Below are 25,082 nucleotides of genomic sequence, written 5' to 3' on the forward strand. Positions count from 1 at the left end.
GCCACAAGGGCTGATCCGGTCGAACGGGCTTAGGGTTGAGCCCTTTGGCCTGACCAACGTGGCCCGGCAAAAGGGGGCGCGATGTTACCGGCATCCCCTGAGACGGCAAGCGGTTTTTCTGCTGCGGAACTGTCACATGCCGCCGGAAGCTGCTCTCCTGCGGCGCAGACAGAGCGGCAGTAGGGCAAACAGCAGGAGCAAGGAGCGGGCGGGTTCAGGGACGACGACGAGGGTGAGGGAACCGCTACCGCCGAAGTCGCGAATCTCCCAGGCAAGGCTGTAGGAGCTGATATCAGGGAGATCTAGGTTACCCTCGTTGCCGATGTTGGCCCCTGTGCGTCCGTTGGTGCCGATGCTGAAAAGAGAGGTGGAACCGGTATCGAGCACGGTGTTCCAGTCGAGAAGCACAAAGGTGTCCCCGAACGTGGGCGTGTAGCCGCTGCCATCGACGACGATGTTGCTGCTGCCGTTCAAGGTGAGCCCGCCGCCGATGATGATTTTGTCGGAGGCAAGGGTGGAAGCGGTGGCAGAGCCGGTGATCTGAAGCTGAATGACCGTTGTGGCTGTGGCGGGGGTAAAAACGAGTTCGCCGGTATTGAGGGTGCCTATGGAGGCACCGCCACTGTCCCCGGGCCTCACGGTGCCCTGTGTGACGGTGGTGCTGCCTAGGACCTGGCCTGTGCCAGACAACACGGCATCGGCTCCGCTGAGGAAGATCTGGCCGACTCCCGTCTGACCGCTGCCGCCGGAGCCGACCTGGAGATTTCCAGCTGAGACGGTCGTGGTTCCGGTTTGAGCGCTGTTGCCGCTGAGCACCAGCGTCCCCGCCCCGGTCTTGCTCAGCGCGCCGTCACCGCTGAGCGCACCACTAACTGTCAGCGTCTGGCCAGCAGCAACGTCCAGGGTGCCGCCGTTGCTGCCGAGCACCACATTGCGCCGGGCACCGCCGTTGTTTTCGAGTGCGACCGATGCCGTGACAGAGAGGGTGCCGCCATTGAGACTGACTGCCGAGCCGGTGGTGACTGAGCCGAGGCCGGCATTGCTGCTGATGCTTGTGACACCGCCATTGAGATAGGTGGTGCCTGTGTAGTCATTGGTGCCGCCGAGGATCAGCTGGCCTCCGCCGCTTTTGGTCAGCCCGACCGCACCGGTCAGGGTGGCGTCCACCGTGAGGGCAGCGCTGGTGTTGTTCTGAATGATGATGATGTCCTGCCCGTTGCCTGAAGTGAGCGAGCCGCCGGTGATGCGTGTGGCATTGCCGGCGACATTGGAGGTGACCAGGATGCCGCCGCTGTCGACCGTGTGCGTACCGCTGAGCGTGAGCGTCGGGGTGGTGATGGCGTTGTTGAAGCGGATGCTGCCGACAGCCGCATTGGAGTTGAGCGTGACGCTGGCCGTGAGGTCGAGATTGGTGGCGGCTGTGGTGGCAGCGGTGTTGCTGTAGGAGCCGGCTGAGAGGGAGACTATCTTGCCACCGCTGTAGGTGGCCCAGTCGGTGGCGTTGGTGAGGGTGGCACCGCCATTGAAATTAAAGTACGTGGCATAGCCACCGATGATGCCGGATGCGGTGTTTGTTCCATTGGAGGCGAGGCCGGAGGTGCCGCTGCCGTTGGCGCTGAAGGCGACGGTGCCGCCGGCTTCACGCGTGATCGAGCCCAGAGTCAGCAGCATGGTGCCGCCCCCCACGCGGACCTGGTTCACCACGGAGGATCCCGCGCGAATGGTCACACCATTCAGGGTCTGGGTGTTGGGTCCCACGGTGCTCTGCTGCTGCAAAAACGTGCCGCCGCCAAGAATGAGCGCTGAACCAGGATCAATGATATTGCTGGTGGGTGCACCGCTGCCAAAGAGGATCTTCAAGGTGCCGCCATTGACCGTGGTAGCTCCTGTGTAAGTCTGAGCCGCGCTGAAGGTCTGGGTGCCCGCCCCCACCTTGGTGAGGGCTCCAGCGCCGCTCAGGACTCCCGAATAGGTTTGTGAGGTGCCGTTGGCGCCAATGATGAGTGTCACGGCACCCGAGGCGTTGTCTGTGAGCGCAAGGTCTGCCGTGCCGCTGAGACCGCCGAGGGTGAAGCTGTGGCCGGCCACGGATGAAGCGAACACAAGCCCCGTGCCTCCCGTGGTGACGGTGCTGCCCTGCAAAGCAAGGCTGCTGGCCAAGACCAGACTGCCTGAGGTGACGCTGGTGCTGCCAGTGAAAGTGCTGGCGCCAGAGAGGGTAAGCACCGAGTCAGCAGCGCCATTGACGATCAGGGCCAGTGTGCCGGTACCGCCATTGCGCAGGGTGCCGGCGTAAGTGTTGGATGTTGCAGCACCAAGTGCGACTGTCAGGGTGGCTGCGGTGGAGGCGCCATTTTCCACAGTGGCGGAGCCAGGCGCGACAGTGCCGGTGCTCAAACCGCTGACGGTAAAGCTGCTGCCATTGAGCTGGAATTTGGTGCCGGAGGAGACGGCCTCGCCAAAGACAAGCGCCCCATTGGTGGTGCCGTAGGCAGCGTTGCCACCAGGCGTGCCCAGAGTTAGGATGCCGCCTGAGCTGATGGTGAGCGTGCCTCCAAAATTGATGGTTGCGGTGCCTGAGGCGCCGCCATTGGCCTGGGGTGAAAGGTAGGTGCGGGTGCCTGCGGAGACAGTGATCGCATTCGCAAGGGTGAGCGAGCTGCCCCGGGCCACCCCCACCTGGATCGTGCCGCCGCTGGCCTGAATGGTGCCGCTGCCCGCAGCTCCCGCATTGAGCAGCACCACGGTGCCGCCACTGAGGCTGAGACCGTTGGTGATGGTATTGGCTGCAGACAGCGTCAGGATGCCGCTGGTCACGCTGACGTCCGCAAGGCTGACGGCACTGGCGAGTGTCTGAGCGGCACCCGCCACCGTCAGCCTGCCGCTGCCGGCAAAGGTGCCGCTGTAGGTCTGCGTGCCTGAGCTGAGGGTCAGAGTCCGTCCTGCAGCGAGATTCACCACGCTGAACGCCGCAGTGCCACCACTCAAGGCACCAATCGTTTCGCTGCTTTGAACATCCAAAGTGTTGGTGGATGATCCGGTGCCCATGGAGACGAGCGCCGTGTCTGCAATGGCCGAACCACTGGTGATCTGCAGGGTGGACGCACTGACCGTCGTGGTGCCCGTGTAGGTGTTTGTGCCTGCAAACACCATGATGCCCGAACCGCCGATCGTCACGCCGCCGGCGCCAGAAATATTTCCGCTGATGGAAAAGATGCTGCCGGTGCCAAAGGCACTGAGCGTGGCCACCTTGGAGCTGGCGACGGTGATGTTTCCCAGCCAGGTGACGGACGGAGTGACCGCGGTGGTGATGTTGGTGTTGAGGCCGCTGGAGTTGACGAAGTTCAGCGTCGTGCCTGCGGCATAGTTGTAATTGGTGGATCCGCCGAGGTTTTGCCGGATGTCGAGGCCCCCGCTGTTGATGTTGATGCTGGACAGCCCGTTCAAGGCGCCGCTGTTTTCCAGCAGAGTGGCGTTGGAAGTATTGACGTTGAGGGTGCCCCCACCGCTGAAGGAGGGGTTGTTCAGCCAGATGCGCGTGCCCGTGAGAGTGACAGAGCCGGTCGCGACCAGCGCGGTGGAGATCGTGGGAATCACGCCGGTGACGTTGTCGATGATGGCGCCATCGCTTAGCGTGATGGAAGTGCCACCGCTAAGAGTGACCGCACCTTCTTCAAAATAGAGGCCGTGAGCGAGCTGGGCACCGCTCACGGTGATCGTTCCGAGGGTACCGTTGGTGCCTGCGGAAAAGTGGAGATCATTGCTGCCGTCGGTGCTGCTCTGGAAGGTGTTGCTGACGCCAGCGGGATCGGTGTTCCAAAACAAACTGCTGCCCCAGGTTCCCGTGGCGGCACCCGAGCCGTCGGCGGTGCCGTTGGTGTCCCAGTAGAGGTCGTTGGCAGCCTGGAGCCCCAGATGTGTACAGAGCATCATGCTCCATGCGATGAGCGTCTTCAGAGGCTTGTGACGGCCCCGCAGCGGCAGCGCTGACAGCAGCAATGAGCTGGCCGAAGGCATAGATGATGGCGGGAGGGCAGAGGAAAAAACAGCTTTCAAATCGACGAGTTTTTTTCGCCAGACAAGTGTCCTGGCTCAGGTGGGGGGAGACGGGTAGCATACGCCACAACGCCAGAATTTCAGACAGCAAATGCCGCTCCAAAATCAGGAGCAACCACCGCATGGGATGAATCCCGTAGAAGCTGCTGGCGGCAGGCGCTACACCAGCTTTGCCAGCACGTCCGGCAGCGGCAGGACGAAGTCCATTTTTTCCTCCGTGGCGGGATGGATGAAGTGCAGCTCGCTGGAGTGAAGTGCGAGGCGTCTGGCAGGGTCGGTGGTGGCGCCGTAGGGCTTGTCTCCAACGATCGGGTGGCCCATGTCGGAGAGATGGACCCGGATCTGATGACGGCGGCCAGTCTCGAGCTTGAGCTCGACGAGTGTCGTGCTGGCGGCGCGCTTGAGCACCTTGAAGTGGGTGATGGCCTCGCGAGTGTCTTCGCCCGGCGGGACGCTGCGGACGCGGAGAGAAAACTCCTCATTGAGGTAGCAGCGGAGGGTGCCGGAGTCGCGCTTGATGACGCCTTCAGCAACGGCGAGGTAGGTTTTGTCGAAACGATGCCAGTTCTGCTGAAGGATGCGCTTGAAGGGCTCGGTTTTGGCAAAGACGATGAGGCCGGAAGTGTCGCGGTCGAGGCGATGGACGATCCAGACGCGGTTACGGGCATCGGTGGCACGCACATGGTCGGTGAGGGCGGCATAGGCGGTGCGGCCGTTGCCGGAGTCGGTGGCCACGGTCAGCCAGCCAGCCCCTTTGTTCAGGACGATGATGGCCGCGTCCTCATAGACAATGCTGAGGCCGGCGGGCATGGGCTTGACACCGGCGCGCGGGGCGCGCTCCACCTTGATGGTGATCTTGTCGCCGGGCGTGAGTTTGTGGTCATGGCGGGTCACGGCATGGTCGTTGACCCGGACGCTGCCGTATTTCAGCCATTGTTTGATGCGCGTGCGCTTCGTCTCGGGCCAGTTCTCAAAAAGGAACGGCAGGAGTTCGGCGGCGGCTGTGACGGTGCGTTGATCTGACATGAGGCCCACATGCCACGGAAAAAAGATGCTGGCTAAGGAAAAGCGGAATGGCACGTTTCTGGTGAGTCAAAAAAACGCGCGCCCCATGCCCCTGCCCCGCCCTGCCCTGATCTTTCCATTCCTAGCCGCCTCATCCATCTTTGCGGCGGATTTTCAGAAGGACATCCAGCCGATTCTGGAGCGGAACTGCTATGAATGCCACAGTGTGAAGACTGGGAAAAAGAAGGGGGGGTTTGTGTTTGATGACCTGGAAACTTTCAAACTGGACATCAAGGACAACGATGTGGCGCAGATCCGGCCCGGGAAACCTTCAGAGAGCCATTTCCTCGAAGTGCTGGTCAATGACGGCAAGAATCACATGCCGCCGAATGAGAACCTCTCCAGCTCGGAGATCAAAAAGATCACGGAGTGGATCACTGAGGGAGCCAGCTTTGAAAAGGACGCCCCCAAAATGGCCCCGGTGGCTGTCAAAAAATCGCTGCCGCCGATCATGAGCTGGACCAGCACTGAAGGCAAAACGATCAAGGCGGGTTTTGTACGCCTGGAGGGAGACACCGTGGTGCTGAGACTGCCCGCAAACGGCAAAGAGGCCGCCGTGGCTATGTCAAGGCTGTCCGAAGCGAGCCAGAAGCTGGCCCGCGATTGTGCGGCCCCCTGAGGTCACATTTTCGCCAGCGCATCGCTGACGGCAGCCTCAAGCGGGCGGGAACCGCTGCCGCCAAGGCGCTCGTCCAGAGCTTCGAGACGCTGGATGAGATCTGCCACGTGTTTGCGTGGGTACATGCCGCCGGCTTCGGCGCAGAAGTGGGTCCGGCAGCCAAAAGGGCGGTGCTTGTAAATGGTGCAGCGGCCATCACGGCCCAGCAAAGGGCACGCCCCGTCCGGGTGAGGTTTCAAGGCCTTGCGCCCGCTGGCACGAACGCCCTGGGCTGCATAGAGGGCCTCTCCCAGCGTCAGCACTGGAGTGTGGCCAGCCAGCCGAAAGTGGCAGCAGCCAGTACGCATTTCACACTGTCGGGGCAGTGGCCGACGCTCGAGTTCGGCGTAAATGGCCTCGATTTCGTGGCGATGGTCAGGCTTTGTGGGTCTCATGCGGCTCGCGCCCCAGCATGGCTGTTACAGCCCTTGTAGCACGTGATTTTTGCAACGGGTCATTTTGAGATTTGAGATTTCCCATTCCGCCACCATCGTACGTGCCCATGGTGTCGCTTCAGTCCAATTTTCGCGTCATCCTGGGTCAACCATTCTCCCCTAGAGACATCTGAAGCACGCATGAGTCTGCCCGAAATCGCCGGACATGAATTGCAGGACCTGGTCGGAAGCGGGAGGTGCGGAGCCGTGTACCGGGCGGTGTCCACCAACGGCAAAGCCTGCGCGGTGAAGGTGTTCAGCTCGATGGCGATCAACCGCAAGGCGCTGGCCACCGCCTTCCGCGCTTTGCAGCAGATGCCTCACCATCGCGGCGTGCTGCCGGTGGAAAACTACAGTTTCGACAGGACGCCCTACTTTTGCGTCATGCCCCTGGTGGGAGTGATGACGAAAGACAGCCATGGCCGGCGCCTGTGGCAGACGCCGACGCTGGAGTCCGCCTGCAGTGGCCTGCCGCCGGAGCAGGCCTGGAGGCACATCTATGAGGTGGCCGATGCACTTGCCTGGCTGCACAAGCATGGCATCCCGCATGGCAACCTGCGTCCGTCGAACATCCTGCTGGAGGACGATGCAGAGTCCTCTGTCCGCCTCACGGACATCGCGCAAGGCTGGGTGGGGGGCATTCATCACCTTGAGCTGACGGATCACTTTGTGCATCTCTGCCCGGAACAGGCGGAAAATCCTGATGGTGTTTTTGCGGGCTACGGGCCGTCCTGGGATGTGTACAGCTTTGGAGTGCTCGCCTACCGCCTGCTCAACGGCGCACTGCCACGCGGTGCGGAGATGTGGGAAAGCGAGGTCGAGCGCGCCCGCCAGCAGGCGGCGGCGGGACTGGCGGTGCAGGTGGACAGCAATGCCCTGCTGGCCGCAGTCAAAGCGCAGCCGAAAATCTACTGGCCTCAAACGGCACAGTCCAAGTGGGAGGAGCGCCGCCGCAGCATCATCGAACGCGCGCTGGATCTCAATCCGGCCGCACGCTGGGCGGACATGCGCGAGATCGTGCGCGAATTTGAAGTGCTGGAAAGCGACTATCTGCTGGAGGAATCGCGGGAGCAGACCGTGCGCGAGCGGCAGAAACAGGCGAAAAAGGTGCTCACCTGGCAGACCGCCGCCATCTCGCTGCTGGCCATTTTTGCGCTTTGCTTTGTCTATGCTTTCCAGACCCGGCGCAGCCTGCAGAAGGCGGAGCAGCTGATCTCCAGCATCAATGATGTGCACAAGATGGAAAGTGATGCGCTTCACAGCCGCATCGCCCAGCTGACAAGCGAGCGTGACAACGAGCACAACGCCAAGGCGGTGGCGGATCAGAACCTCCAAAACTCGCAGAATGCCGTGGACCAGTTTCTGACACAGCTGCTGCAGACACCGACGGGTAATGAAATGGAGGCAGGCTTTCAGAAGGAGCAGCTCAAGGATGCGCTGGCGTACTGCATGCGCGGGCTGCCCTTGCTGGAGCAATCTCCGGCGCTTGGCGTGGAGCGGCTGCGCGCGTATGGCAACATCGGCCAGCTGCACCTCAAGCTGAGAAACACGGCGCAGGCGGTCGTGTTCCTCACCAAGGCCCGTGACCAGGCGGCCGAACTCATCAGCAAAGGAAATGGAGCAGGGGCGCAGATCGCGCTCTACCAGCAGTGGCTGGGCCGCTACAGCCTGCTGCTTTCAGACATTCGCGGAAGAGAGGGGCGGCATGTCGAGTCGCTCTCCCTGCTCAAGGAAGCCACGGTCAATCTCGACAAAGGACTCGCCGCAGATCCAAAGAACCGCCTCGCCCGCAACGAATGCGCCCGTGCCTGGCTGGAATATGGCCTGCGAACGCTGCGCAACGGTGACGTGGCCGACTCTGAGCAGGCGCTGGCGCGTGTGCCCACGATCCTAGATGCCAAGATCATCGGCCACGACCTGATCAACGACGAGAAATTCATCCTCGCACGCGCCAAGTTTGCCAAGGGCATCAGCCAGCGTGATGCGGGCAAGGTCGAGGAGGCTCTGAACACTCTGATCGACTCTGTGAAAGACATGGGCGAGCTGGTGCTGGGCAGCAGCCCACGCAACCAGGACCAGGCGCTGCTGCTGGCGGAGGCCTACACCGAGCTGGCAGAGCTGATCGGACGTCATTTCAGCGGCTCTGATGCCAGAGAGGCACACAATCAGGCCGTCCCGATCCTGCTGGAGCTCAACCGCCTGCTGCCCGAGTGGGCTGAGGTGAAGTACCTTCTGGCCCGCAACTATGGCGCCATAGCCTCGCTGGCAAGGGATGCGGGCAACCCGGCAGAGGCCAGCAAGAAGAAGCAGGACGCCATCGAGCTGGTGAACGAAATCATCGCAGACGACAAGGACAACGTGCGCTACGGGTTCCTGCTGGCCAAGCTGCGCGGCGAATATGCGGAACTGCTGGCCGACAGCGGCAAGACTTCAGCCGCCATTCCGATCGCAAAACAGGCAGTGGAATCTCTGGAAGCCCTCATTCAGGCGCAGCCTGCCAGCGACAAGCTCACCCCTGAGCGCCGTATGTGGGCCAGCCAGCTGGCTCAGCTTTATGGTTCACTGGGGCACACCAGCGAGAGCGCGGGCAAAAAGCCTGAAGCCAAGGCCGCCTTTGCCAATGCGGTGGCCATCTGGGAGAAACTGGCGGCCGCCATCGCCAATGACGAAGCCATTCAGACGGGGCTGAACTGGAGCAAGGGCCGACTGGCAAAGCTGAAATGAGCCTCGCAGAAAAACAGCAGGCGCTGATCGACGACCTGAATTTCATCCCTGACCCGCATGAGCGCCTGAATGCCGTGGTGTCCCGTGGCACGGCGATGAAACTGGATGCGGCCCACAAAACGGAGGCCAATCTAGTGCCGGGCTGTGTCTCGCGCGTCTGGCTGCATGGAGAGTGTCTTGAGGGAAAAACACGCTTCACCTGCGATGCGGAGTCTCCCATGGTGAAAGGGCTGGCCTCGCTGCTGTGTGACCTGTACAGCGGAGCGACCCCTGCGGAAGCGGCGGCTGAAGAGCCGCGTGTGTGGGAGGCCTGCAGTTTTACCAAGATGCTCTCCCCTACCCGCCTCAACGGCCTGGCCAACATGCGGCTCAAAATCCGCGCCATGGCGGAGCAGTTTTCCACCTCCACCGCTTCTAACTGACCATGCTTCGTCTGCAAAACTTCCACGGTGCCGAACTGGCCTCCCACATTGACGCCCTGGGGGCCCTGCGCATCTCGGTTTTCCATGAATACCCCTATCTCTACGTGGGCAATCTGGAAAATGAGCGTGATTACCTGGGCACGTATGTGAGATCCGAAGGCAGCCTTGTGGTGCTGGTCTTTGATGAGGACAAGGTGGTGGGTGCCACCACGTGCCTGCCGATGCCGGATGAGGGACCGGAATTCAAAGCCCCGTTTGTGCAAGGGGGCTATGATATTTCCACAATCTGCTACTTCGGCGAATCGATCCTGCTGCCGGAGTATCGGGGCAGAGGCATCGGCAAAGAGTTCTTTGTGCGGCGTGAGGCTCATGCCAGGAAGCTGGGGCTGAAGCTCAGCACCTTCTGTGCGGTGGACCGCTTGGAGACGCATCCGCTGCGCCCGCAGGGATATCGGCCACTGGATGATTTCTGGCGGAGCCAGGGGTATGTAAAGCGCCCGGAACTGCAGGCCACCTTTGTGTGGAAGGAGATCGGGGAAGATGAGGAGTCTCCGAAGACGCTGACGTATTGGACGAAGGAGCTGTGACCAGCAGGAGTCTGCAGGAACCCGAACATGGATGCTCGGGTTACGGGACTGCTGCTAGCGCTTGGGCCAGCTGAGCTGCTTGTGGAGGAACTCGAAGGTGCCCTGGCCGTTGATGGTGTGGCCGCCGTTGAAGAACTCGATCTCGGTGCGGTCTTCCATGCCGAACTGGGCGTAGAGCCAGCGGGTTTTGGCGTACTCGTAGGCGACCCAGGGGTCGATGGAGACGCCGTCGTGGTGCCCGCGCTCGACCATGAAGGCGCGGGGAAACATGAGGTAGGTCAGCTCGGCGTAGCTGAAGGTGCTGCCCATGTTGAAGTAGGGCATCTCCCACTCGTCGGTGAACATGAAGCTGTGCTTGTCCTCAGTGGTGGCCACCTTGCGGGTCCAGTCATTGAAATCGCCGGAGCAGATGGAGAGGCAGTAGCCATCGAGCAGCGGGGGGATGCGGACGGCGGATTCGCCACCGTAGCTCAGACCGTAAAAACCGACGCGCTTCTCATCCACCTGCGGCAGCGAGGCTAGCCATTTGAGCCACTGCTCGTGATGGCGGAGCATGACGGAGAACATGGAGGCTTTCACGGTGTTGCCCTTGCGTGAGAGGGTGCGGTACTGCTCCTCCTCTTTGTACAGATTGTGCGGAGCGAGAACGATAAAACCACGCTCAGCCAGGTGCGCGGCGAAGTCGTGGTAGGCGAGCTTGTCCCCCTCGATGACATCTGAAGGCACACCGTGACGTCCATGCTGGCAGACGACGACGGGACGCTTCTCTCCGGGCTGCAGGTCTTTGGGCAGCAGGAGCACCCCCCAGGCGAAACCTTCGCCTCCGACATCCAGCACGACTTCATAGCCGGTCCATTTGGGCTTGTCGTAAATTTTGCGTGACCGGGGTTTGGGCGTGGGGAGCGGTGAGTCAATGCGGCCGATCACTTCATCCCAGAAAGTTTTGCGGTAGTCTTTTGCCGCAGCGATGAATTTGTCCGGCTTTTTGTCGGCAAACTGCGCATAGGTCCAGGCATCGTTGCTGAGCTCAGGCATGGCCTTGTAGAGGAAGAAATCATTCCTGACTTTGTCCGAGCCACGGATCAGGCGCTGCACATGAGCCTCGAGTTCTTTGAGCTGAGCCAGCTGACGAACTGCAGGCAAGTAGGTCTGGCGCAAATTCTGTGGGAGTTCCTTGGAAAGCGCCATGCTCACCTCGGTTTTGAGCAGCTTGGAAAGTGCGCTGGCGGCGGCTGCATCTCCACGCACGAGGGACCGATGCTGAAGGCTCGTCGGCACCAAAGAGTCGATGCGTGAGTACTCCTCCTGGACCTCGTCAAATTCAGGCGTGGTGAGTCTGCCGGGTGCTGCCTGGCCTTTTTTTCCTTTGGGCTCTGGCGGGCCTGCAACGTCCGGTTCATCCGCGTACTGAATGACAAGGCCGCGCGGCGCAATGAGAGAGGCAATCTCCGCATCGCCAAACTCAGCCAGGAGGCCCCAGACATTGCGGTAGAGGGGTTCATGCCACGTGCGCTGACGGGATTTGAAATACCCGCTGACGAGAGCGGCGTCGATGCGGGTGTCCACGGCGGCGGCATACATGGCGATGAGCCCGCCTTCGCCATAGCCTGCGACGCCGATCTGGTCGTGGCGGTGAATGTTGATCCAGTCCACCAGCGCCAGCACCTTCTGAACTTCATAACCAATGATATGCCGACCCATCATGTAGGCCTGCCGGTGGATCCATTCACGATGCGGCATATTCGTCATGAGGATCTCAGGATTGCCGGAACCGGCAGTGCTGCGGCTGATCAAAACGGGAACGATGACGGCAAACCCGTTTTCGACGAAGCGGCGGGCGATCTGTGCCTCCGGCGCCACGCCAGGAGACAAACCGGCGATCTGCTCCGGCGTCTGATCAGCATCTGGAAGAGCGATGATGTAGCCACGAGGCTTCCCCTTGGGCTCCAGCAGCAGACCTTCACCTGAAACCTGCTCCAGGACGGGCCAGCGCACCTGGTAGATGCGGTAGGCTTTCGTCTTGCCCACGAGCGCGAGGTTGGTCTCGTCCCCATAGCGCTCCAAGGCCACAGGCACTCGCTTGTCCCTGAGACCAATGATGTGTCTGAAGCGCTCGCGGTTCTCGCGGACCGACTCTGCATAAGCCTGCGGAGAAGACACATCCCTATGCCAGTAACGTTCGCGTGTTTTCAGCGAGCTGGTGATCAGCTGATCCATGTCTTCCAACGCCGCCGCATGCATCTGCTGTGAGATGTCGCCATCCTTGAGGAGCGGCTGCGTGCCAGGCAGTGTTTCAGTCTGCTGTGCGAGGACACGTCCCACCAAGAGGAGGAAAGCAAAGATGGTCGGGATTTTCATGGTGATGAATCAACGGTCATCATTCCAGTCTTGCAAGCCCATGGGAATTTGTCAGCCCCCACCTGCAAAAGCGGCTTTTAACCGGCAGGAGATTGGGAGAACGCCTGCCCAGGCCAGCCTCCCAATGCTTCGCTGCTGCCCCCCTGCTACGAATTGCAGCGGGATGTGATCAGGCACAGATGCCAAGAGGCCCCCGTGTCTGCAAAATGATGAAGGCGCTTTTAGCGGAAAGCTGCCTCTGAGCTTTGGCCCAGATGCCTGTCGAGCTCATACTTGCCCAGTGCCAGAGCACCGAGGAGCCCGGAGCGTGCACCCAGCCCAGGAGCGACAATGAAATCGTCGATGTTACGGCCAAGCTCAGGAACACGGAGGTAGCCGTTGTTGAGCTTGTGCAGCCTGCCACGGATAAGGGGCAGGATGTGCTCCTGGCTCATGACACCGCCACCAAGAATGATCCGCTTTGGGGAAATGCTGAGAGCGAGATTCATGAGCGCGTGGGCCATGACATCCGCCACCTCCTCCCATGCGGGGTGGTCGGGCGGGAGAGCATCGGCCTTGACACCCCAGCGTGAAGCGAGGGAGGTGCCGCTGACGTAGCCTTCAACACAGCTGCTGTGAAATGGGCAGTGGCAGGCGTGCTGAATGGCCGAGGAATTCTGCGGCGGCGGCACCAGCATGTGGCCAATCTCAGGGTGCAGCATGCCATGGAGGAGCTGGCCATTGATGAGCACTCCTCCTCCAACACCTGTGCCAACGGTAATGTAGATGAGCGGATCTGTATCCTGCCCGGCACCCCACAGATATTCGCCAAGAACGGCGGCGTTCACATCTGTGTCCCAGGCGATGGGCACATGGTAGCGGTCCTGGAGCTTGGGGACGATGTTTGTGAACTGCCAGCCAGGCTTGGGGGTGGAAGTGATGTAGCCGTAGGTCTCGCTTTTTTTGTCGAGGTCGATAGGACCAAAGGAACCGATGCCAATGGCAGCAATGGAGCCGTGCTTGGACTTAGCCGTCGATAGAAAGCGTGTCACGCCGGCGAGAGTATCCTCAGGCGTGGTGGTATCAATGCGTGTGACATCACGAACATCATGGGGCCCGGTACCGACGGCACAGACGAACTTGGTGCCGCCTGCCTCGATGGCGGCGATGAGGGGGGCTTCTTCGCTCATGAATGCGGCCGCACAGCGGCGGAGTCACGGATGCCGAGACTGGAGTAGATCTCGCGCGTGGCGTGGGATTTGTTGAGGGTGTAGAAATGGATGCCGTCCACGCCGTGATCGAGAAGATCGTGGCACTGCTCGGTCGCGTAGTGGATGCCGACTTTCTGCACGGCGGCCTCATCTCCACCACAACGCTGGATGGCGCGGAGGAGCTTCGCCGGGTAGCGGGCACCGGCAGCCAGCTCTGCCATGCGGCGCATGCCGGAGGCGCTTGTGATGGGCATGATGCCGGCAATGATCGGGATGTTGATCCCGGCCAGGTGGCAGCGCTCGCGGAAGTCGTAGAAGTCGTGGTTGTCGAAAAAGAGCTGGGTGCAGATGTAGTCCGCGCCGGCATCGACCTTGGCCTTGAGGTAATCCATTTCCAGGACGCGGTTGGGCGTGCTGGGATGACCTTCCGGGAAACCGGCAACGCCGATGCCGAAGCCGCGCCTGTCAGGATGAGCGCCGGTGTCGTTGAACTTCTTGATGAAGGCCACGAGGTCGGCGGCGTGCTGGAAGGCATCTTTGGAGCGGTCGTAGCCGGCGAGATTCTTCGGCGGGTCGCCACCGAGGGCGAGGATGTTGCTCACCCCCGCCTGGGCGTAGCGCTCCAGGATGGCGGCGATGTCCGCCTCGCTGTGGCAGACGCAGGTGAGGTGCGGCACGGCATCGAGGCTGGTGGTGGTTTTGATGCGCACCACCAGATCGTGCGTGAGCTCGCGGGTGGAACCGCCTGCGCCGTAGGTCACGCTGACAAAGGAGGGCTTGAAGGCCTCCAACTCGCCGATGGTCTGATACAGCGCCTCAAAGGCCTCGGCGGTCTTCGGTGGGAAGAACTCAAACGAGAGCGTGGGGCGCTGGGATTGGAGGATGTCGGCGATGTGCATGTCGGGAGTTCGCAGTTTGATCAGGCGAGGTGCTCGCCTTTGAGGACGTCTTCGAGGGTCTGGCGCTCGCGCACCACGGTGGCCTTGTCTCCATCCACGAGGATTTCGGCAGGCATGGGGCGGGTGTTGTAGTTGGAGGCCATGGTGAAGCCATAGGCTCCGGCGCTGAGCACGGCGAGGTATTCCCCCTCTTTGACGAGCGGGATTTCGCGGTTCTGGGCCAGGAAGTCGCCAGATTCACAGATGGGGCCGACGACATCGACCTTTTCCACGGTGGCGTCTGCGGGCTGCTTGAGCGGGACGATCTGGTGCCAGCCCTCATACAGGGTGGGGCGGATGAGGTCGTTCATGCCGGCATCGACGATTTTGAAGACCTTGGCGGCACCGCGCTTTTCATAAAGCACCCGGGTGAGCATGACGCCGGCATTGCCGACCATGAAGCGGCCGGGCTCGCAGAGGATGCGCAGGCCGAGGGGCTCCAGATGAGGCACCACCGCTTCGGCGTAGGCCTGAACGGTGAGAGGGTGGACTTCAGCGTTTTCCTGCCACCAGGCTGCGTCGCCGGAGTCGAGGCTCTGCTTGTAGTTGATGCCGATGCCGCCACCGATGCTGAAGAATTCGATGCCGTGTTTCTTCTTCACCTCCGTCACGAGAGGGATGACCTTCTGCACGGCCTCAAGGAAGGGGTCCACATTGGTGAGCTGGGAGCCGATGTGCATCTGCAGGCCCTTGATGACCAGATTGGGGCAATTGGCGGCCGCACGGGCGTAAACGTCGAGGATCTGGTCGAAGTCGATGCCGAATTTGTTCTCGCTCTTGCCGGTGGTGATCTTGGCGTGGGTCTTGGCGTCCACGTTGGGGTTCACACGGACGGCCACGGGGGCCTTCATACCGAGCTCTCCGGCGACCTGGTTGATGTAATGCAGTTCGGCCTCGGATTCGGCGTTGAAGCAGTAGATGCCCTGCTTGAGAGCGTATTCGATCTCGTCACGGGTTTTGCCCACACCTGCGAAGGTGCACTTGGCGGGATCGCCACCGGCCTTGATGACGCGGTAGAGCTCGCCTGCGGAGACAATGTCAAAGCCGCCGCCAAGCTTGGCGATGGTGCTGAGCACGGCGATGTTGGAATTGGCCTTCACCGCATAGCAGATGAGGTGGTTCAGCCTGGCCAGGGAGGCGTCCAAGCGGGTGAAATGGCCGGTGATGGTGGCCTTGGAGTAAACATACAGCGGCGTGCCATGCTTCTCGGCAAGGGATTGAAGCGGGACGTTTTCGGCAAAAAGCTGGCCTTGGTGATAGCGGAAACTGTGCATAAGCGGGCCGCGTAGATAGGCGGGATTCAGCCCTGCGCAACCCTGCTGCGGTTCATCATGGGTGCATTTCCACCAGTTTTCTGCCGGGGGAGAGCATGCCCACCAACCACTGGCGCATGGCCTTGAAGCCGCGAAGGAGCGCACCGTCCACGACCTGCTGGCAGCCAAAATGGCGGGCAATCATGTCCTCCAGCCCCCGATAACGCGGCAGAAGGATGAGAGCACTGCGGGTGGAAGCCGAGGAGGAGTCCTCCCGATGGGCCAGCGAAGGATGGAGCAGCCCCTTGCAGATGACCTTGGGGGCATCTGCCACCGAGAGAGGGATCTGGCGCTCGGGGAGCACCAGCCAGGGATGGTAGCTGAACACCAGGCCGCTGGAGGCGTCATGTTTCAGCCTGCCTGCGGTGCGCACCGGCACGCCCTCGGTGCGGCGGGCGAGGAAACCACGAACGCCAATGGTAAGATCGGCAGCCGCAGCGCGCCTGTTGAGCAGAAAATCGGCGCCCATCAGGGTGCCGAAGAGGGTGAGACGGAACGACCAGCCTGCGACGAGGAAGCCGATGAAGATCAGCAGCAGGGACACAGCGGCCCCGGCGTAGGGGTGAATGAAGGTGGCCCCGGCCACGAGGGCCATGAGGCCGAGCTTGATGAGCTTGAGCCCGGCATCGACGATGCCAAAGGGGGAGAGGGCAATGAGCACATTGATGGCATGTGCGCTGAGCCAGACCACCGCAAACGCCACGAGGGAGACGGGAATGGTGATCCAGGGGGTGTGCACGGTAAGATCGACCCAGCTCGCGAGAGGGATGACGGCCAGGCCTGAGCCCGCAAGATCATTCACAGCCTGGGGCTGAGCCTGATTGAAATGGGCCATGGCGAGGGCAACGAGCGGCACAAATCCTGCGCTGGCGACGAGGGCGCTGAGCTTGTTTTCGAAGAGCTCGGCGAAATCGAGCGGCTTTTTGACGAGCGGTGGTGCAGCGGCGCCGAGAAAGTCCTTCAAGAAGCAGATGGCCAGCAGCGCCAGCCCTGTGCCCCACACGCCAGGGTGGCAGTACCAGGGCAGGCGATGACGCAGTTGCGGCTCTGTTTTATAATAAGTCCAAGCCCCGACGACGCTGACACCGGTGAGCGGGCTGATAGCCACGCCCGTGATTTCAGAGATGCCCTGGGAGAGGCTGACGCCAGGAGGAAGCACGGATTCCTTGAGCTTGACGGCAGGGGTGGGGTCTGCGGGCGGAGGGACCGCATGGAGGAGGGAACCGCCCAACAACAACACAGACAGGGTGACGAGCAGGCGGCGCTTGAACGAGGTACTCATGGCGAAGGCGGGCTGGGTGCCCTGTATCATGCACGCGAATACCTTTGAGGCAGGCACAATTGGAGGCGGGCTTTGTAACCGCTGGTTCTCTGGCCCGGCTGAAACGAGAGCATGGCAGCAAGCATCTGCCAATCATGGCATCCACTTTATTTAGCGAGCGCCTTGGTGATTTCTGCGGCGACCTGCTTGGCCAGGTAGTCGCTGCCGGCGGCGGTGTAGTGCACGTCGCGGGCTTTCTGCATGGTGGCGAGCTGGGGAGTGATCCAGGCGTTCAGGTCGTCGATGGCGATGCCGTTTTCAGCCATCACCTTGGCGGCGATTTCGTTGTACTCTTTGACCTGGCCGAATTTACGGGGCGGATTGAGTTCGCCCTCGGGGATGGGGGTGGTGGTGGCCCAGATGAGCTTTGCGCCCGTCTTTTTCAGCGTGGCGACGAGACTGCGGAGATTGGCCTCGTAAGCGACGGGCTCGACCTGGCGCTTGCCGTCGGGCATGTATTTGAGGTCATGGATGCCCCAGTTGAAGTGGATGACGTCCCATTTGCCGGTGCCGAGCCATTTGGCAATGTTGGCGACGCCGTTTTTGGTGGGGCCGCCATTGGTGGGGATGCGGTGCACGTTGGCCTTGCCCTCCAGGAGCTTGCGCACGGGCAGGGTGTAGCCCATGGAGATGGAATCTCCGATGAGGAGTACGCGAGGAAGACCGGCAACATCCTGGATGGGTGCCAGGGATGGATTGGGGGCCGGTTTGGGCTTGGCAGGCTGCTGAGCGTGAGTGCTGAGGAGGCCGATGAAAAGAAAGGAAAGAGCAGGAAGGAGGCGGTGCATGCCTCCTTTCACTGCTCAAATCAGCCAATCTTTCAGACGATCTCGACGCGGACTTCGGCGCTGGTGTCCATCTCGCCGATGATTTTGGCGTTCTGTCCACAGGCGAGAGCCTTGTCGGCGTCTGCCGGGGAGACGATGGCGACCCAGCCGAGGCCCATGTTGAAGGTGTCGATGGCGTCTTTTGGGTCGGCGTGGCGGAGGACCTTCTGGACGACGTCGTTCTGCCAGAAGGGGATGCGGAGGTTGGCACCGAGGCCGCGCTTGAGGAACATGCGGCCGAGGTTTTCTGGCAGACCACCACCGGTGATGTGGGCCATGGCCCTGGGGCGGATGCCTGCGGCTTTGAGAGCGGCTGGCTGCTCATGATAAAGCAGTGTGGGCAGGAGCAGCGTGCGCATTTCGTCTTCGCTGAACTGAAGCTTTTCCTTCTCAATGATGCGGCGGACGAGACTGAAGCCGTTGGCGTGGAAGCCAGCGCTGGGCCAGCCGATGAGCACATCACCAGCAGCGATGGTACCGGGATCGAGCAGGTCTTCCTTTTCACAGGCACCGATAGCAAAGCCGCTGAGCTCAACCATGCCCTCAGGAACCATGCCGGGCATCTCGGCGGTCTCACCGCCAGCGAGGATGCAATTGCATGCCTCTAGGTATTCGGTCATGCCGGCGATGATGCGGGTGATCTGGGTCTTCTGGATCTTGGGAATGCCCACGTAGTCGAGGAACATGATGGGGTCAGCACCAGTGGTGAGCACGTCGTTCACATTCATGGCGACGAGGTCCTTGCCGGCGGCTTCGAGCTGGTCGTGCTTGAGCAGAAGCTCGATCTTGGTGCCGACGCCGTCGCAGCCGGTGAGGATGATGGGGTGCTTGTAGCCGCTGAGGTCGTAAGCGGCGGCGAAGAGGCCAAAGGGATTTGCGAGCTTCCGCTTCTGCTGGGTGCGCTTCACGAGCACGCCGATGTCATCGACCAGCGATGCTGCTTCGTGAATGTCGACGCCGGCTTGTTTGTAGGTATGTGCGGAGGAGCTGCTCATGGGAAAATGGTGGCCGGTTGCCTAGCCCGAAAGCCGGGGCGGCTCAAACGGAAACTTGGCGGATGGGGGGGGCCCCCTCCCCTGCCCCGCGGGATCGATTTGGGCGGCCGAAGCAAGGCCGGCCATCTGGCACCGTAGGTTATTCAGGCAGCTGCCTTTACGCGCATGAAAACCAGCCTTCCCACACCCACGAGCATTTCACAGGCTTTCAGTCCGGCAGGGGGGGATTTGCTGCGCATCGGCTCGACCCGGCGTGGCTTTTTGCAGACGGGACTCGCGGGGCTGGCGGGCATTTCACTGCCAGCGCTCTTCCAGCAGAAGGCCCTGGCCGCGGCCACGGGACAGGCGACGCGAAAGACCAATGTGGTGCTCTTCTGGCTCTCCGGCGGGCCGAGCCACATCGACATGTGGGACCCGAAACCGGACGCACCGAGCGAAATTCGTGGACCGTTTGGGCATATTCCGACCAAAGTTCCGGGCATTCATGTGTGCGAACATCTGCCGCTGACAGCAAAAATCATGGACCGGCTGACGCTGGTTCGTTCAGTGGACTGCAGTGCGAGCGATCACACGCCGATCACCATGCAGGCGTGCAATCCCCTGGCACGACGCACCAATGACGGCCGTGACGGCGGGGGCTATCCGTCCATGGGGTCGATCGCCGCAAAGTTTCGCGGAGCCAATGCGCCGGGCATTCCGGGATATGTGGCGCTGGCGGATTCGCTGCCTGCCGACATCTGGGGGGCTGGCCACATGGGCAATGCCTTCAACCCGGTGAGCGGCAAAGATTTGTCGGGAAGGCTCAAACTGGTGGAAGGTCTCAGCATCGAACGGCTCGGCAGCCGCCGTGCTCTGGCCGAGCAAATGGACCAGTGGAAACGCGGCATCGGTGCAAATGAGTCCGTAGCATCGGCAGACCACTTCACGCAGCAGGCTTATGAGGTGCTGATGGAAGGAAGTGCCCAGCGTGCGCTGAACCTGGAGGAAGAATCTGCTGCGATGCGAGACAGATACGGACGCGACAGCCTCGGGGAAAAAGCGCTGCTCGCCCGCAGGCTCATTGAGGCGGGGTCAACGTTTGTCACCGTCAGCGGCGCCTGGGGCTACTTTGATCATCATGGCGATGAAGTGAAGTGGGGAGGAATCAAAAAAGGCCTCACTCCGCTGCTGCCCAGCATGGATCGCACGCTGCACGCCATGGTCACGGATCTCGAAGACCGCGGGCTGCTGGACAGCACCTTGATCCTCATGATGGGCGAATTTGGACGCAGTCCGGTGATCAACAAGAATGCAGGACGCGACCACTGGCCGCGTGTGATGTCGATGGTGATGGCAGGAGGCGGGCTGCGCCATGGGCAGGTGATCGGCAGCACGGACAAGCATGGTGGAGAAATCGAAACCCGCCGTGTCGCCCCCGGAGACCTGGCCGCAACGGTGTTTCACCATCTGGGTATCGAGCAAAATACGAACTGGATTGATCCTCAAGGCCGCCCGCGACCGATCGTTGCCGAAGGCGGCAGAGTGATAACCGAACTGCTTTAATGCTCTGACAGCGGAGGCTCTGATCGAAGGAACCCCGCTTGAGCATATTTACGTTCACATTGTGCACAGCCCCGGGGGACTGTTAAACACACCTGTTAAAAGCGTGTTCAGTTGCCTGAGGTCTCGTGAAGGCGCCAAAACGGCATTCACCATAAGAATGACAGCCCGCATCCTTTTCAGAGGCGCCAAGGCGAAGGAATTCTCGCGCCATCCCGTTTTCCCCTCATGAAATTGTTTTTGCTCTTCGCGGTGTGTTTTCAAATCAGCCTGTGTTTTGCAGAAGAGTTCGACCTTGTGCTTAACAACGGCCGCGTGATGGATCCGGCGACCAATCTTGACGCGGTTCGTCATATTGGAATTCGTGAGGGCAAGATCGCCGCGATCTCCGACACGCCACTGCCCGGCAAAAAAATTCTGGAGGTGAAAGGACACGTGGTCGCGCCCGGCTTCATCGACCTTCATGCGCATGGACAGACCACGGGTGACATGCAGATCAAAGCCTGTGATGGCGTCACCACGGTCCTAGACCTGGAAGCAGGAGTGTATCCGGTGGCGGCATGGTATCGTGCGATGGAAGACACGGCGCCGCTGAACTACGGAGCCACGGTCGGTCACATCGCCGCCCGCTTTGCCGCATTTCATCCGGGGATGGAGATCGGGCACTGGGCGGTCAACCGTGCCAAGATCGCCGGACTCGGCGCTGAGCCTGATGGTGCGAACAAGGTGGCGAGGGATGCGGAGCTCAAGCTCATGGGAGATGCGATCAAGCGCGGACTTGATGAGGGCGCGCTGGGCATTGGGTTTGGCATCAACTACACGCCTGCCGCCGCACCGGGCGAGATTGCGGCCATGTTCCGCATCGCAGCAGAGCGCAAAGTGCCCGCGTATGTGCATACGCGCGCCTTTGGCATCGCCGCAATCGAGGAAGCGATCAACGCCGCAAAAACGACCGGCGCGGCGCTGCACATCGTGCATGTCGGCAGCAGCGCCATCGGCGACATGAGGGAAGTTTTAAAACTCATCGACGCCAGCAAGGCTGCAGGCATGGACATCAGCACGGAGGTGTACCCCTACACTGCTGCCTCCACCGTGCTGGAGTCCGCGATGTTCAATCCAGGATGGCAGGCCAATCTCAAGATCGACTACGGTGATCTCGCCTGGGCAGCGACAGGTGAACGGCTCACGCAGGAGAGTTTCGAACGTTACCGCAATGAGGGCGGCTGGGTGATCATCTACATGATGAAGGATGAAAATGTGGAGATGGCCATCGCACATCCGGGTGTGATGATCGCGAGTGACGGAGTTCCCTTCATCGATGGCAAAGGGCATCCGCGCGGCGCAGGGACCTTCGCACGCGTGCTGGGGCACTACTCACGCGAAAAGAAGCTGCTCCCGCTGATGGAAGCACTCGCCAAGATGACGATCCTGCCCGCGCAGCGACTGGAAGGATACGTTCCGATGATGAAAGGCAAAGGCCGGATCGCTCTCGGAGCGGATGCGGACATCACCGTTTTTGATCCGGCAACGGTGATCGACCGCGCCACCTTTGAGTCGCCAACGACAGCTTCTGCCGGCATTCCGCATGTCATCGTGAACGGCGTGCCGGTCGTGCTTGATGGAAAACTCGTGAAAGAAGCCCGTCCAGGGCGCGCTGTAAGGATCAACCCATGAAATCCATCTTTCTAAGCCTCATCCTTGGCACCGCATTGCTCGCAGAAGACGCACCGCAATGGCGCAATCTTTTCAACGGCAAAGACCTCACCGGCTGGGTGGATGTGAACACGAGCCCCGAAACGTGGAGCGTCACAGACGGGATGCTGGTGTGCAAGGGGCTGCCCATTGGGGTGATGCGCAGCGAAAAACAGTATGAGAACTTCATCCTGCACATCGAGTGGATGCACATGGAGGCGGGTGGAAATTCCGGCGTGTTTGTATGGAGCGAGGGCGCGGTGCCTGCAGGCCGAAATCTGCCCAAGGGCATGGAGGTGCAGATGCTGGAGCTGGAGTGGCCGAAGCTGCACCCGGGCAAAGATGGCCTGCCTAACCACCCGGGCTATGTGTCTGGCGAGCTCTTTGGCGCGAACGGGCTGGAGGGCGTGCCGGACAATCCGCGTGGAAAGCGCAGCATGTCGTGGGAGATGCGCTGCAAAGGCAAGGGCGAATGGAACACGTATGACGTGGTGTGCGTGGACGGCACGGTGAAGCTCTCAATCAACGGGAAGTTTGTGAACGGCATCAGCCAGTCAACGGTGCGCAAAGGATACCTGTGCCTGGAGTCGGAAGGGGCGGAGATTCATTTTCGGAACATCCGAATTCTGGAACTGCCGGGAGGCAGGGTGACGCCGGAGCAGACGGCACCGGTGGTGAAGTAGGCTACTTCTTCTGCTGCATAAGTTCCCCGACCTTGGTGGTGATCAAATCCTCCACGTTTTCAGTGTAGGGAGCGCGGTGGCCATATTCGAACATGCCGGTGATACCTTCGTAGCCGCCCTCTTTGAGGACGCGGTGGCTTGGGACATAGCTGGTGAGGTCGTTGTTGTAGCCACAGACCCAGGTGGTGTTCCAGCCGTAGGTGGCTTTGAACTTGAGGGAGTAGTCCACCACGGTCTCGCCAGTCAGGGCGATGAACTGGAAACCGGAGCCGAAGCGCCAGACCTGGATGGGATATGGCACGCGGCCCGGTGGCGAGCCGAGGGTTTCATACTGGCGGATGAAGTGCTCGAACTCGCGCCTGGGCATGCCGGTGAGATTGGGGAGGCGCTGTTTGAGTTCATCGAGCGGAATGCCGGGCTGGAGTTGAAGCTCTGTCCGGCCCATGGCAGCGTGAATGGGACCGCTGAGAGGAGTCATCGTGCCAGTGAGCACCTGACGCACGGCCTCGGCGAGAATGCTGCCATACATGCGGGCAAGTTCGGTGGCCTCCATGTCCCTGCCGCGAATGCGAGGGAGCGGATTGGCATCGCCGCCGCAGTTTTGCACAAACAGGGCGACGGAGCCCGGAAAGGATTTTTCCAGCTCAAGCTGAGCGAAGCCTGCGTAGTCGCCATTGATGCTGAGGCCGCCGAGAGCGGTGGTGTGGCAGGAGTAGCCGAAGAGGATGGCTTTGAGATCGTTGCCAGATTTCACGGTGATGACGGGCACGTCCTGATCGACCTGCCCACCTAAGGCGCGGCTCTCAGGACCGCGTGAGCGGCGGCGGTTCACGGCGACACCGGCAAGGCCCTGATCAAAGGCGAGCTCTGCGGGTGCGAGTTTGGCGATGGCGGCGCCGATGACCTCTGCATACTTCGCATAAACCAGGGCGGTGTAGCGGTCCTTCACCGTCGCTTCTTCCGGCGTGAGCTCGTAATAGAGCCAGAGCACATCCTCGGTGATGGGGCAGGAGTGATTATGAGAGGCGTTGAGGACCAGGCGCTCACGCGGAATGCCGTGTTTTTCGAGCGCTGCCTTGGCGATGATGGCGACCATTTTGTCGCTCAGGCCGACGAGGTCGGCGGTGACGAGGACGGATGTCGCTCCGGACTCATCTTTAAGCGCGAGGGCCTTCAGCCATATGGGATGCTCCACGCGCTGGGACATGCGTGTCTTGCCACCATAGCCAGCGAGAGGGACAGGTTCTGTGGGCGTGATGTCGGCTTTCGCTGCGCCAGCCTGCCATGCGGCGGAGGCCAGGGTGGCGTGGAGAATGAGAAGGAGAATGAAGGCGTATCTCATGGCGTCATGATTTTGAAGGCTTCGAACATGAAGAAAGCGAGACCGGCGTAGCCGGGGTGCGAGGTGTAGGTGTCATCAACAGCTCGCAGAGCTGACATCATCTGTGTTTCGGTCTTGCCGTAGAAACCTTCCATCTTGGGGCCGATGTTTGCCATCTTGGCACCGACGAAGACTTTGGCCTTGGTGGTATCCGCGTAGGCGATGGTTTTGGCGACGAGGGAGACGATGCCGTTTTTTCCTTCGGCGGTGTCGCGGTAGCTCATGATGGCGACGTGATCGACACAATCGAGCAGGTGCTGGGCGGCGTCTTTGGCGACACCTTGATAGTTGACCGGGTAGGCGGGCTTTCCCTCGGGGGTGGTTTTGTCGAGCCAGAAGACGATGTCCACGCCGTAGATCAAGCCGGGCTCCGCCGTGTGAGCCCGGGAAACGGCTTTGTGATTGACCTCAACAAACTGAGTCAGAAGATCGCACTTCTGTGCGGGATCGGCTTTCTTCCACTGAAGGAGGCCGTGAGGCTCGATGTCGAGATGCACACCGTCAAAGTGTGCGTCCCGGGGTTCTTCGCGATTGAAGGCGAGGATGCCGTCCACGCTGGCGAGCACGATGCCGTGCTTGGCGCGCAGAGTGTGAGAGGGATCGCCAAAGAGGGCGTGGATGCGGAGCGAGCGAGCGTGAGCGTGCTGGATGAAGGCGCGCGTGGGGGCCGCATTTTTCAGTTCACGGCCACCGTTTTCAAGTTTGGTGAAATGGACCTGCCAGAAGAGATCAGTGATGTGGCGCTGAGCACAGAAGTCGAAAAGGGCATCGCTGGCTTCAGGAGAAGCAGCGATTTCATCCGTCTTGTAAATCCACATCCCCCGCATCTCTGCAGCCGACAGCGGAGCGGCCATCAGGAGGAGGATGGAAAACAGCAGGAGGAAGCGGCATTTCATGCA

General features: G+C 61.1%; 19 protein-coding genes. 7 read left to right on the plus strand and 12 right to left on the minus strand.

Translation table 11 applies throughout. From position 1 onward, the window contains the following. Nucleotides 1-132 precede the first annotated feature (132 nt). Together ACZ5WW_RS11575 and ACZ5WW_RS11580 are read right to left on the minus strand one after the other, a co-directional pair. Complete coding sequence (locus ACZ5WW_RS11575) at nucleotides 133-4,017, minus strand: beta strand repeat-containing protein (protein WP_377171051.1); 3,885 nt, start codon at nucleotides 4,015-4,017, stop codon at nucleotides 133-135. A 198-nt stretch (nucleotides 4,018-4,215) separates the two neighbouring features. Next, nucleotides 4,216-5,082, minus strand: coding sequence for an RluA family pseudouridine synthase (locus ACZ5WW_RS11580; RefSeq protein ID WP_377171049.1), 867 nt, complete (start codon nucleotides 5,080-5,082; stop codon nucleotides 4,216-4,218). A gap of 85 nt (nucleotides 5,083-5,167) precedes the next feature. On the opposite strand from ACZ5WW_RS11580, the gene ACZ5WW_RS11585 reads away from it, so the two are divergent. Then, nucleotides 5,168-5,740 carry a c-type cytochrome domain-containing protein gene (locus ACZ5WW_RS11585; RefSeq protein WP_377171047.1) on the plus strand — a complete coding sequence of 191 codons (573 nt, stop codon included), beginning with the start codon at nucleotides 5,168-5,170 and terminating at the stop codon, nucleotides 5,738-5,740. Between the two features lie 2 nt (nucleotides 5,741-5,742). On the opposite strand, the gene ACZ5WW_RS11590 is transcribed toward ACZ5WW_RS11585, so the two are convergent. Beyond that, the gene (locus ACZ5WW_RS11590; RefSeq protein WP_464694247.1) at nucleotides 5,743-6,087 is read right to left on the minus strand and encodes a YkgJ family cysteine cluster protein; all 345 of its coding nucleotides are present in this window, start codon (nucleotides 6,085-6,087) and stop codon (nucleotides 5,743-5,745) included. 267 nt (nucleotides 6,088-6,354) lie between these two features. Here ACZ5WW_RS11590 and ACZ5WW_RS11595 point away from each other — a divergent pair, with 267 nt between their 5' ends. The 3 genes from ACZ5WW_RS11595 to ACZ5WW_RS11605 are packed head-to-tail and all read left to right on the plus strand — an operon-like array spanning nucleotide 6,355 to nucleotide 9,946. Beyond that, nucleotides 6,355-8,937: a protein kinase domain-containing protein gene (locus tag ACZ5WW_RS11595; protein ID WP_377171043.1), complete on the plus strand. Its 2,583-nt coding sequence runs from the start codon at nucleotides 6,355-6,357 to the stop codon at nucleotides 8,935-8,937. After that, complete coding sequence (locus ACZ5WW_RS11600; RefSeq protein WP_377171041.1) at nucleotides 8,934-9,359, plus strand: SufE family protein; 426 nt, start codon at nucleotides 8,934-8,936, stop codon at nucleotides 9,357-9,359. The genes ACZ5WW_RS11595 and ACZ5WW_RS11600 overlap by 4 nt, the downstream gene beginning before the upstream one ends. Before the next feature lie 2 nt (nucleotides 9,360-9,361). Then, a complete protein-coding gene (locus ACZ5WW_RS11605; RefSeq protein WP_377171039.1) occupies nucleotides 9,362-9,946 on the plus strand; it encodes a GNAT family N-acetyltransferase in 585 nt (194 codons plus the stop codon). A 54-nt stretch (nucleotides 9,947-10,000) separates the two neighbouring features. Here ACZ5WW_RS11605 and ACZ5WW_RS11610 read toward each other — a convergent pair whose 3' ends face one another. The 7 genes from ACZ5WW_RS11610 to purM form a co-directional block, all read right to left on the minus strand. Then, nucleotides 10,001-12,304 (minus strand): alpha/beta hydrolase family protein, encoded by a 2,304-nt coding sequence (locus ACZ5WW_RS11610; RefSeq protein ID WP_377171037.1) that lies wholly within the window; start codon nucleotides 12,302-12,304, stop codon nucleotides 10,001-10,003. A gap of 221 nt (nucleotides 12,305-12,525) precedes the next feature. Further along, the gene (locus ACZ5WW_RS11615) at nucleotides 12,526-13,473 is read right to left on the minus strand and encodes an ROK family protein (protein WP_377171035.1); all 948 of its coding nucleotides are present in this window, start codon (nucleotides 13,471-13,473) and stop codon (nucleotides 12,526-12,528) included. After that, the gene (metF, locus tag ACZ5WW_RS11620) at nucleotides 13,470-14,393 is read right to left on the minus strand and encodes a methylenetetrahydrofolate reductase [NAD(P)H] (RefSeq protein ID WP_377171033.1); all 924 of its coding nucleotides are present in this window, start codon (nucleotides 14,391-14,393) and stop codon (nucleotides 13,470-13,472) included. The genes ACZ5WW_RS11615 and metF overlap by 4 nt, the downstream gene beginning before the upstream one ends. Nucleotides 14,394-14,413: 20 nt before the next feature. After that, the gene (gene lysA, locus ACZ5WW_RS11625) at nucleotides 14,414-15,706 is read right to left on the minus strand and encodes a diaminopimelate decarboxylase (RefSeq protein ID WP_377171030.1); all 1,293 of its coding nucleotides are present in this window, start codon (nucleotides 15,704-15,706) and stop codon (nucleotides 14,414-14,416) included. A 55-nt stretch (nucleotides 15,707-15,761) separates the two neighbouring features. Continuing rightward, nucleotides 15,762-17,027 (minus strand): hypothetical protein, encoded by a 1,266-nt coding sequence (locus tag ACZ5WW_RS11630; RefSeq protein ID WP_377171028.1) that lies wholly within the window; start codon nucleotides 17,025-17,027, stop codon nucleotides 15,762-15,764. A 146-nt stretch (nucleotides 17,028-17,173) separates the two neighbouring features. After that, on the minus strand, nucleotides 17,174-17,854 hold the full coding sequence (locus ACZ5WW_RS11635) for an SGNH/GDSL hydrolase family protein (protein WP_377171025.1): 681 nt from the start codon (nucleotides 17,852-17,854) through the stop codon (nucleotides 17,174-17,176). Nucleotides 17,855-17,886: 32 nt separating this feature from the next. Further along, nucleotides 17,887-18,888 carry a phosphoribosylformylglycinamidine cyclo-ligase gene (gene purM / locus ACZ5WW_RS11640; protein ID WP_377171023.1) on the minus strand — a complete coding sequence of 334 codons (1,002 nt, stop codon included), beginning with the start codon at nucleotides 18,886-18,888 and terminating at the stop codon, nucleotides 17,887-17,889. Between the two features lie 165 nt (nucleotides 18,889-19,053). On the opposite strand from purM, the gene ACZ5WW_RS11645 reads away from it, so the two are divergent. From ACZ5WW_RS11645 to ACZ5WW_RS11655, 3 genes are all read left to right on the plus strand, one after another. Continuing rightward, nucleotides 19,054-20,430 (plus strand): DUF1501 domain-containing protein, encoded by a 1,377-nt coding sequence (locus ACZ5WW_RS11645; protein WP_377171021.1) that lies wholly within the window; start codon nucleotides 19,054-19,056, stop codon nucleotides 20,428-20,430. A gap of 225 nt (nucleotides 20,431-20,655) precedes the next feature. Continuing rightward, the gene (locus tag ACZ5WW_RS11650; protein WP_377171019.1) at nucleotides 20,656-22,101 is read left to right on the plus strand and encodes an amidohydrolase family protein; all 1,446 of its coding nucleotides are present in this window, start codon (nucleotides 20,656-20,658) and stop codon (nucleotides 22,099-22,101) included. Further along, entirely contained in the window at nucleotides 22,098-22,802 is a 705-nt protein-coding gene (locus tag ACZ5WW_RS11655; protein ID WP_377171017.1) for a 3-keto-disaccharide hydrolase, read from the plus strand. The genes ACZ5WW_RS11650 and ACZ5WW_RS11655 overlap by 4 nt, the downstream gene beginning before the upstream one ends. Nucleotide 22,803: 1 nt before the next feature. Here the strand turns inward: ACZ5WW_RS11655 and ACZ5WW_RS11660 are convergent, their stop codons facing one another. Further along, nucleotides 22,804-24,144, minus strand: coding sequence for a neutral/alkaline non-lysosomal ceramidase N-terminal domain-containing protein (locus ACZ5WW_RS11660; RefSeq protein ID WP_377171014.1), 1,341 nt, complete (start codon nucleotides 24,142-24,144; stop codon nucleotides 22,804-22,806). Beyond that, entirely contained in the window at nucleotides 24,141-25,079 is a 939-nt protein-coding gene (locus ACZ5WW_RS11665; RefSeq protein ID WP_377171011.1) for a glycoside hydrolase family protein, read from the minus strand. The genes ACZ5WW_RS11660 and ACZ5WW_RS11665 overlap by 4 nt, the downstream gene beginning before the upstream one ends. Nucleotides 25,080-25,082: the final 3 nt, after the last annotated feature.

Source organism: Prosthecobacter fluviatilis, from assembly GCF_055388355.1.

Coding starts and splice junctions, on each gene's coding strand:
- ACZ5WW_RS11575 (WP_377171051.1), bottom strand. CDS start 4,017: ATGCCTTCGGCCAGCTCATTGCTGCTGTCAGCGCTGCCGCTGCGGGGC.
- ACZ5WW_RS11580 (WP_377171049.1), bottom strand. CDS start 5,082: ATGTCAGATCAACGCACCGTCACAGCCGCCGCCGAACTCCTGCCGTTC.
- ACZ5WW_RS11585 (WP_377171047.1), top strand. CDS start 5,168: ATGCCCCTGCCCCGCCCTGCCCTGATCTTTCCATTCCTAGCCGCCTCA.
- ACZ5WW_RS11590 (WP_464694247.1), bottom strand. CDS start 6,087: ATGCGTACTGGCTGCTGCCACTTTCGGCTGGCTGGCCACACTCCAGTG.
- ACZ5WW_RS11595 (WP_377171043.1), top strand. CDS start 6,355: ATGAGTCTGCCCGAAATCGCCGGACATGAATTGCAGGACCTGGTCGGA.
- ACZ5WW_RS11600 (WP_377171041.1), top strand. CDS start 8,934: ATGAGCCTCGCAGAAAAACAGCAGGCGCTGATCGACGACCTGAATTTC.
- ACZ5WW_RS11605 (WP_377171039.1), top strand. CDS start 9,362: ATGCTTCGTCTGCAAAACTTCCACGGTGCCGAACTGGCCTCCCACATT.
- ACZ5WW_RS11610 (WP_377171037.1), bottom strand. CDS start 12,304: ATGAAAATCCCGACCATCTTTGCTTTCCTCCTCTTGGTGGGACGTGTC.
- ACZ5WW_RS11615 (WP_377171035.1), bottom strand. CDS start 13,473: ATGAGCGAAGAAGCCCCCCTCATCGCCGCCATCGAGGCAGGCGGCACC.
- metF (WP_377171033.1), bottom strand. CDS start 14,393: ATGCACATCGCCGACATCCTCCAATCCCAGCGCCCCACGCTCTCGTTT.
- lysA (WP_377171030.1), bottom strand. CDS start 15,706: ATGCACAGTTTCCGCTATCACCAAGGCCAGCTTTTTGCCGAAAACGTC.
- ACZ5WW_RS11630 (WP_377171028.1), bottom strand. CDS start 17,027: ATGAGTACCTCGTTCAAGCGCCGCCTGCTCGTCACCCTGTCTGTGTTG.
- ACZ5WW_RS11635 (WP_377171025.1), bottom strand. CDS start 17,854: ATGCACCGCCTCCTTCCTGCTCTTTCCTTTCTTTTCATCGGCCTCCTC.
- purM (WP_377171023.1), bottom strand. CDS start 18,888: ATGAGCAGCTCCTCCGCACATACCTACAAACAAGCCGGCGTCGACATT.
- ACZ5WW_RS11645 (WP_377171021.1), top strand. CDS start 19,054: ATGAAAACCAGCCTTCCCACACCCACGAGCATTTCACAGGCTTTCAGT.
- ACZ5WW_RS11650 (WP_377171019.1), top strand. CDS start 20,656: ATGAAATTGTTTTTGCTCTTCGCGGTGTGTTTTCAAATCAGCCTGTGT.
- ACZ5WW_RS11655 (WP_377171017.1), top strand. CDS start 22,098: ATGAAATCCATCTTTCTAAGCCTCATCCTTGGCACCGCATTGCTCGCA.
- ACZ5WW_RS11660 (WP_377171014.1), bottom strand. CDS start 24,144: ATGAGATACGCCTTCATTCTCCTTCTCATTCTCCACGCCACCCTGGCC.
- ACZ5WW_RS11665 (WP_377171011.1), bottom strand. CDS start 25,079: ATGAAATGCCGCTTCCTCCTGCTGTTTTCCATCCTCCTCCTGATGGCC.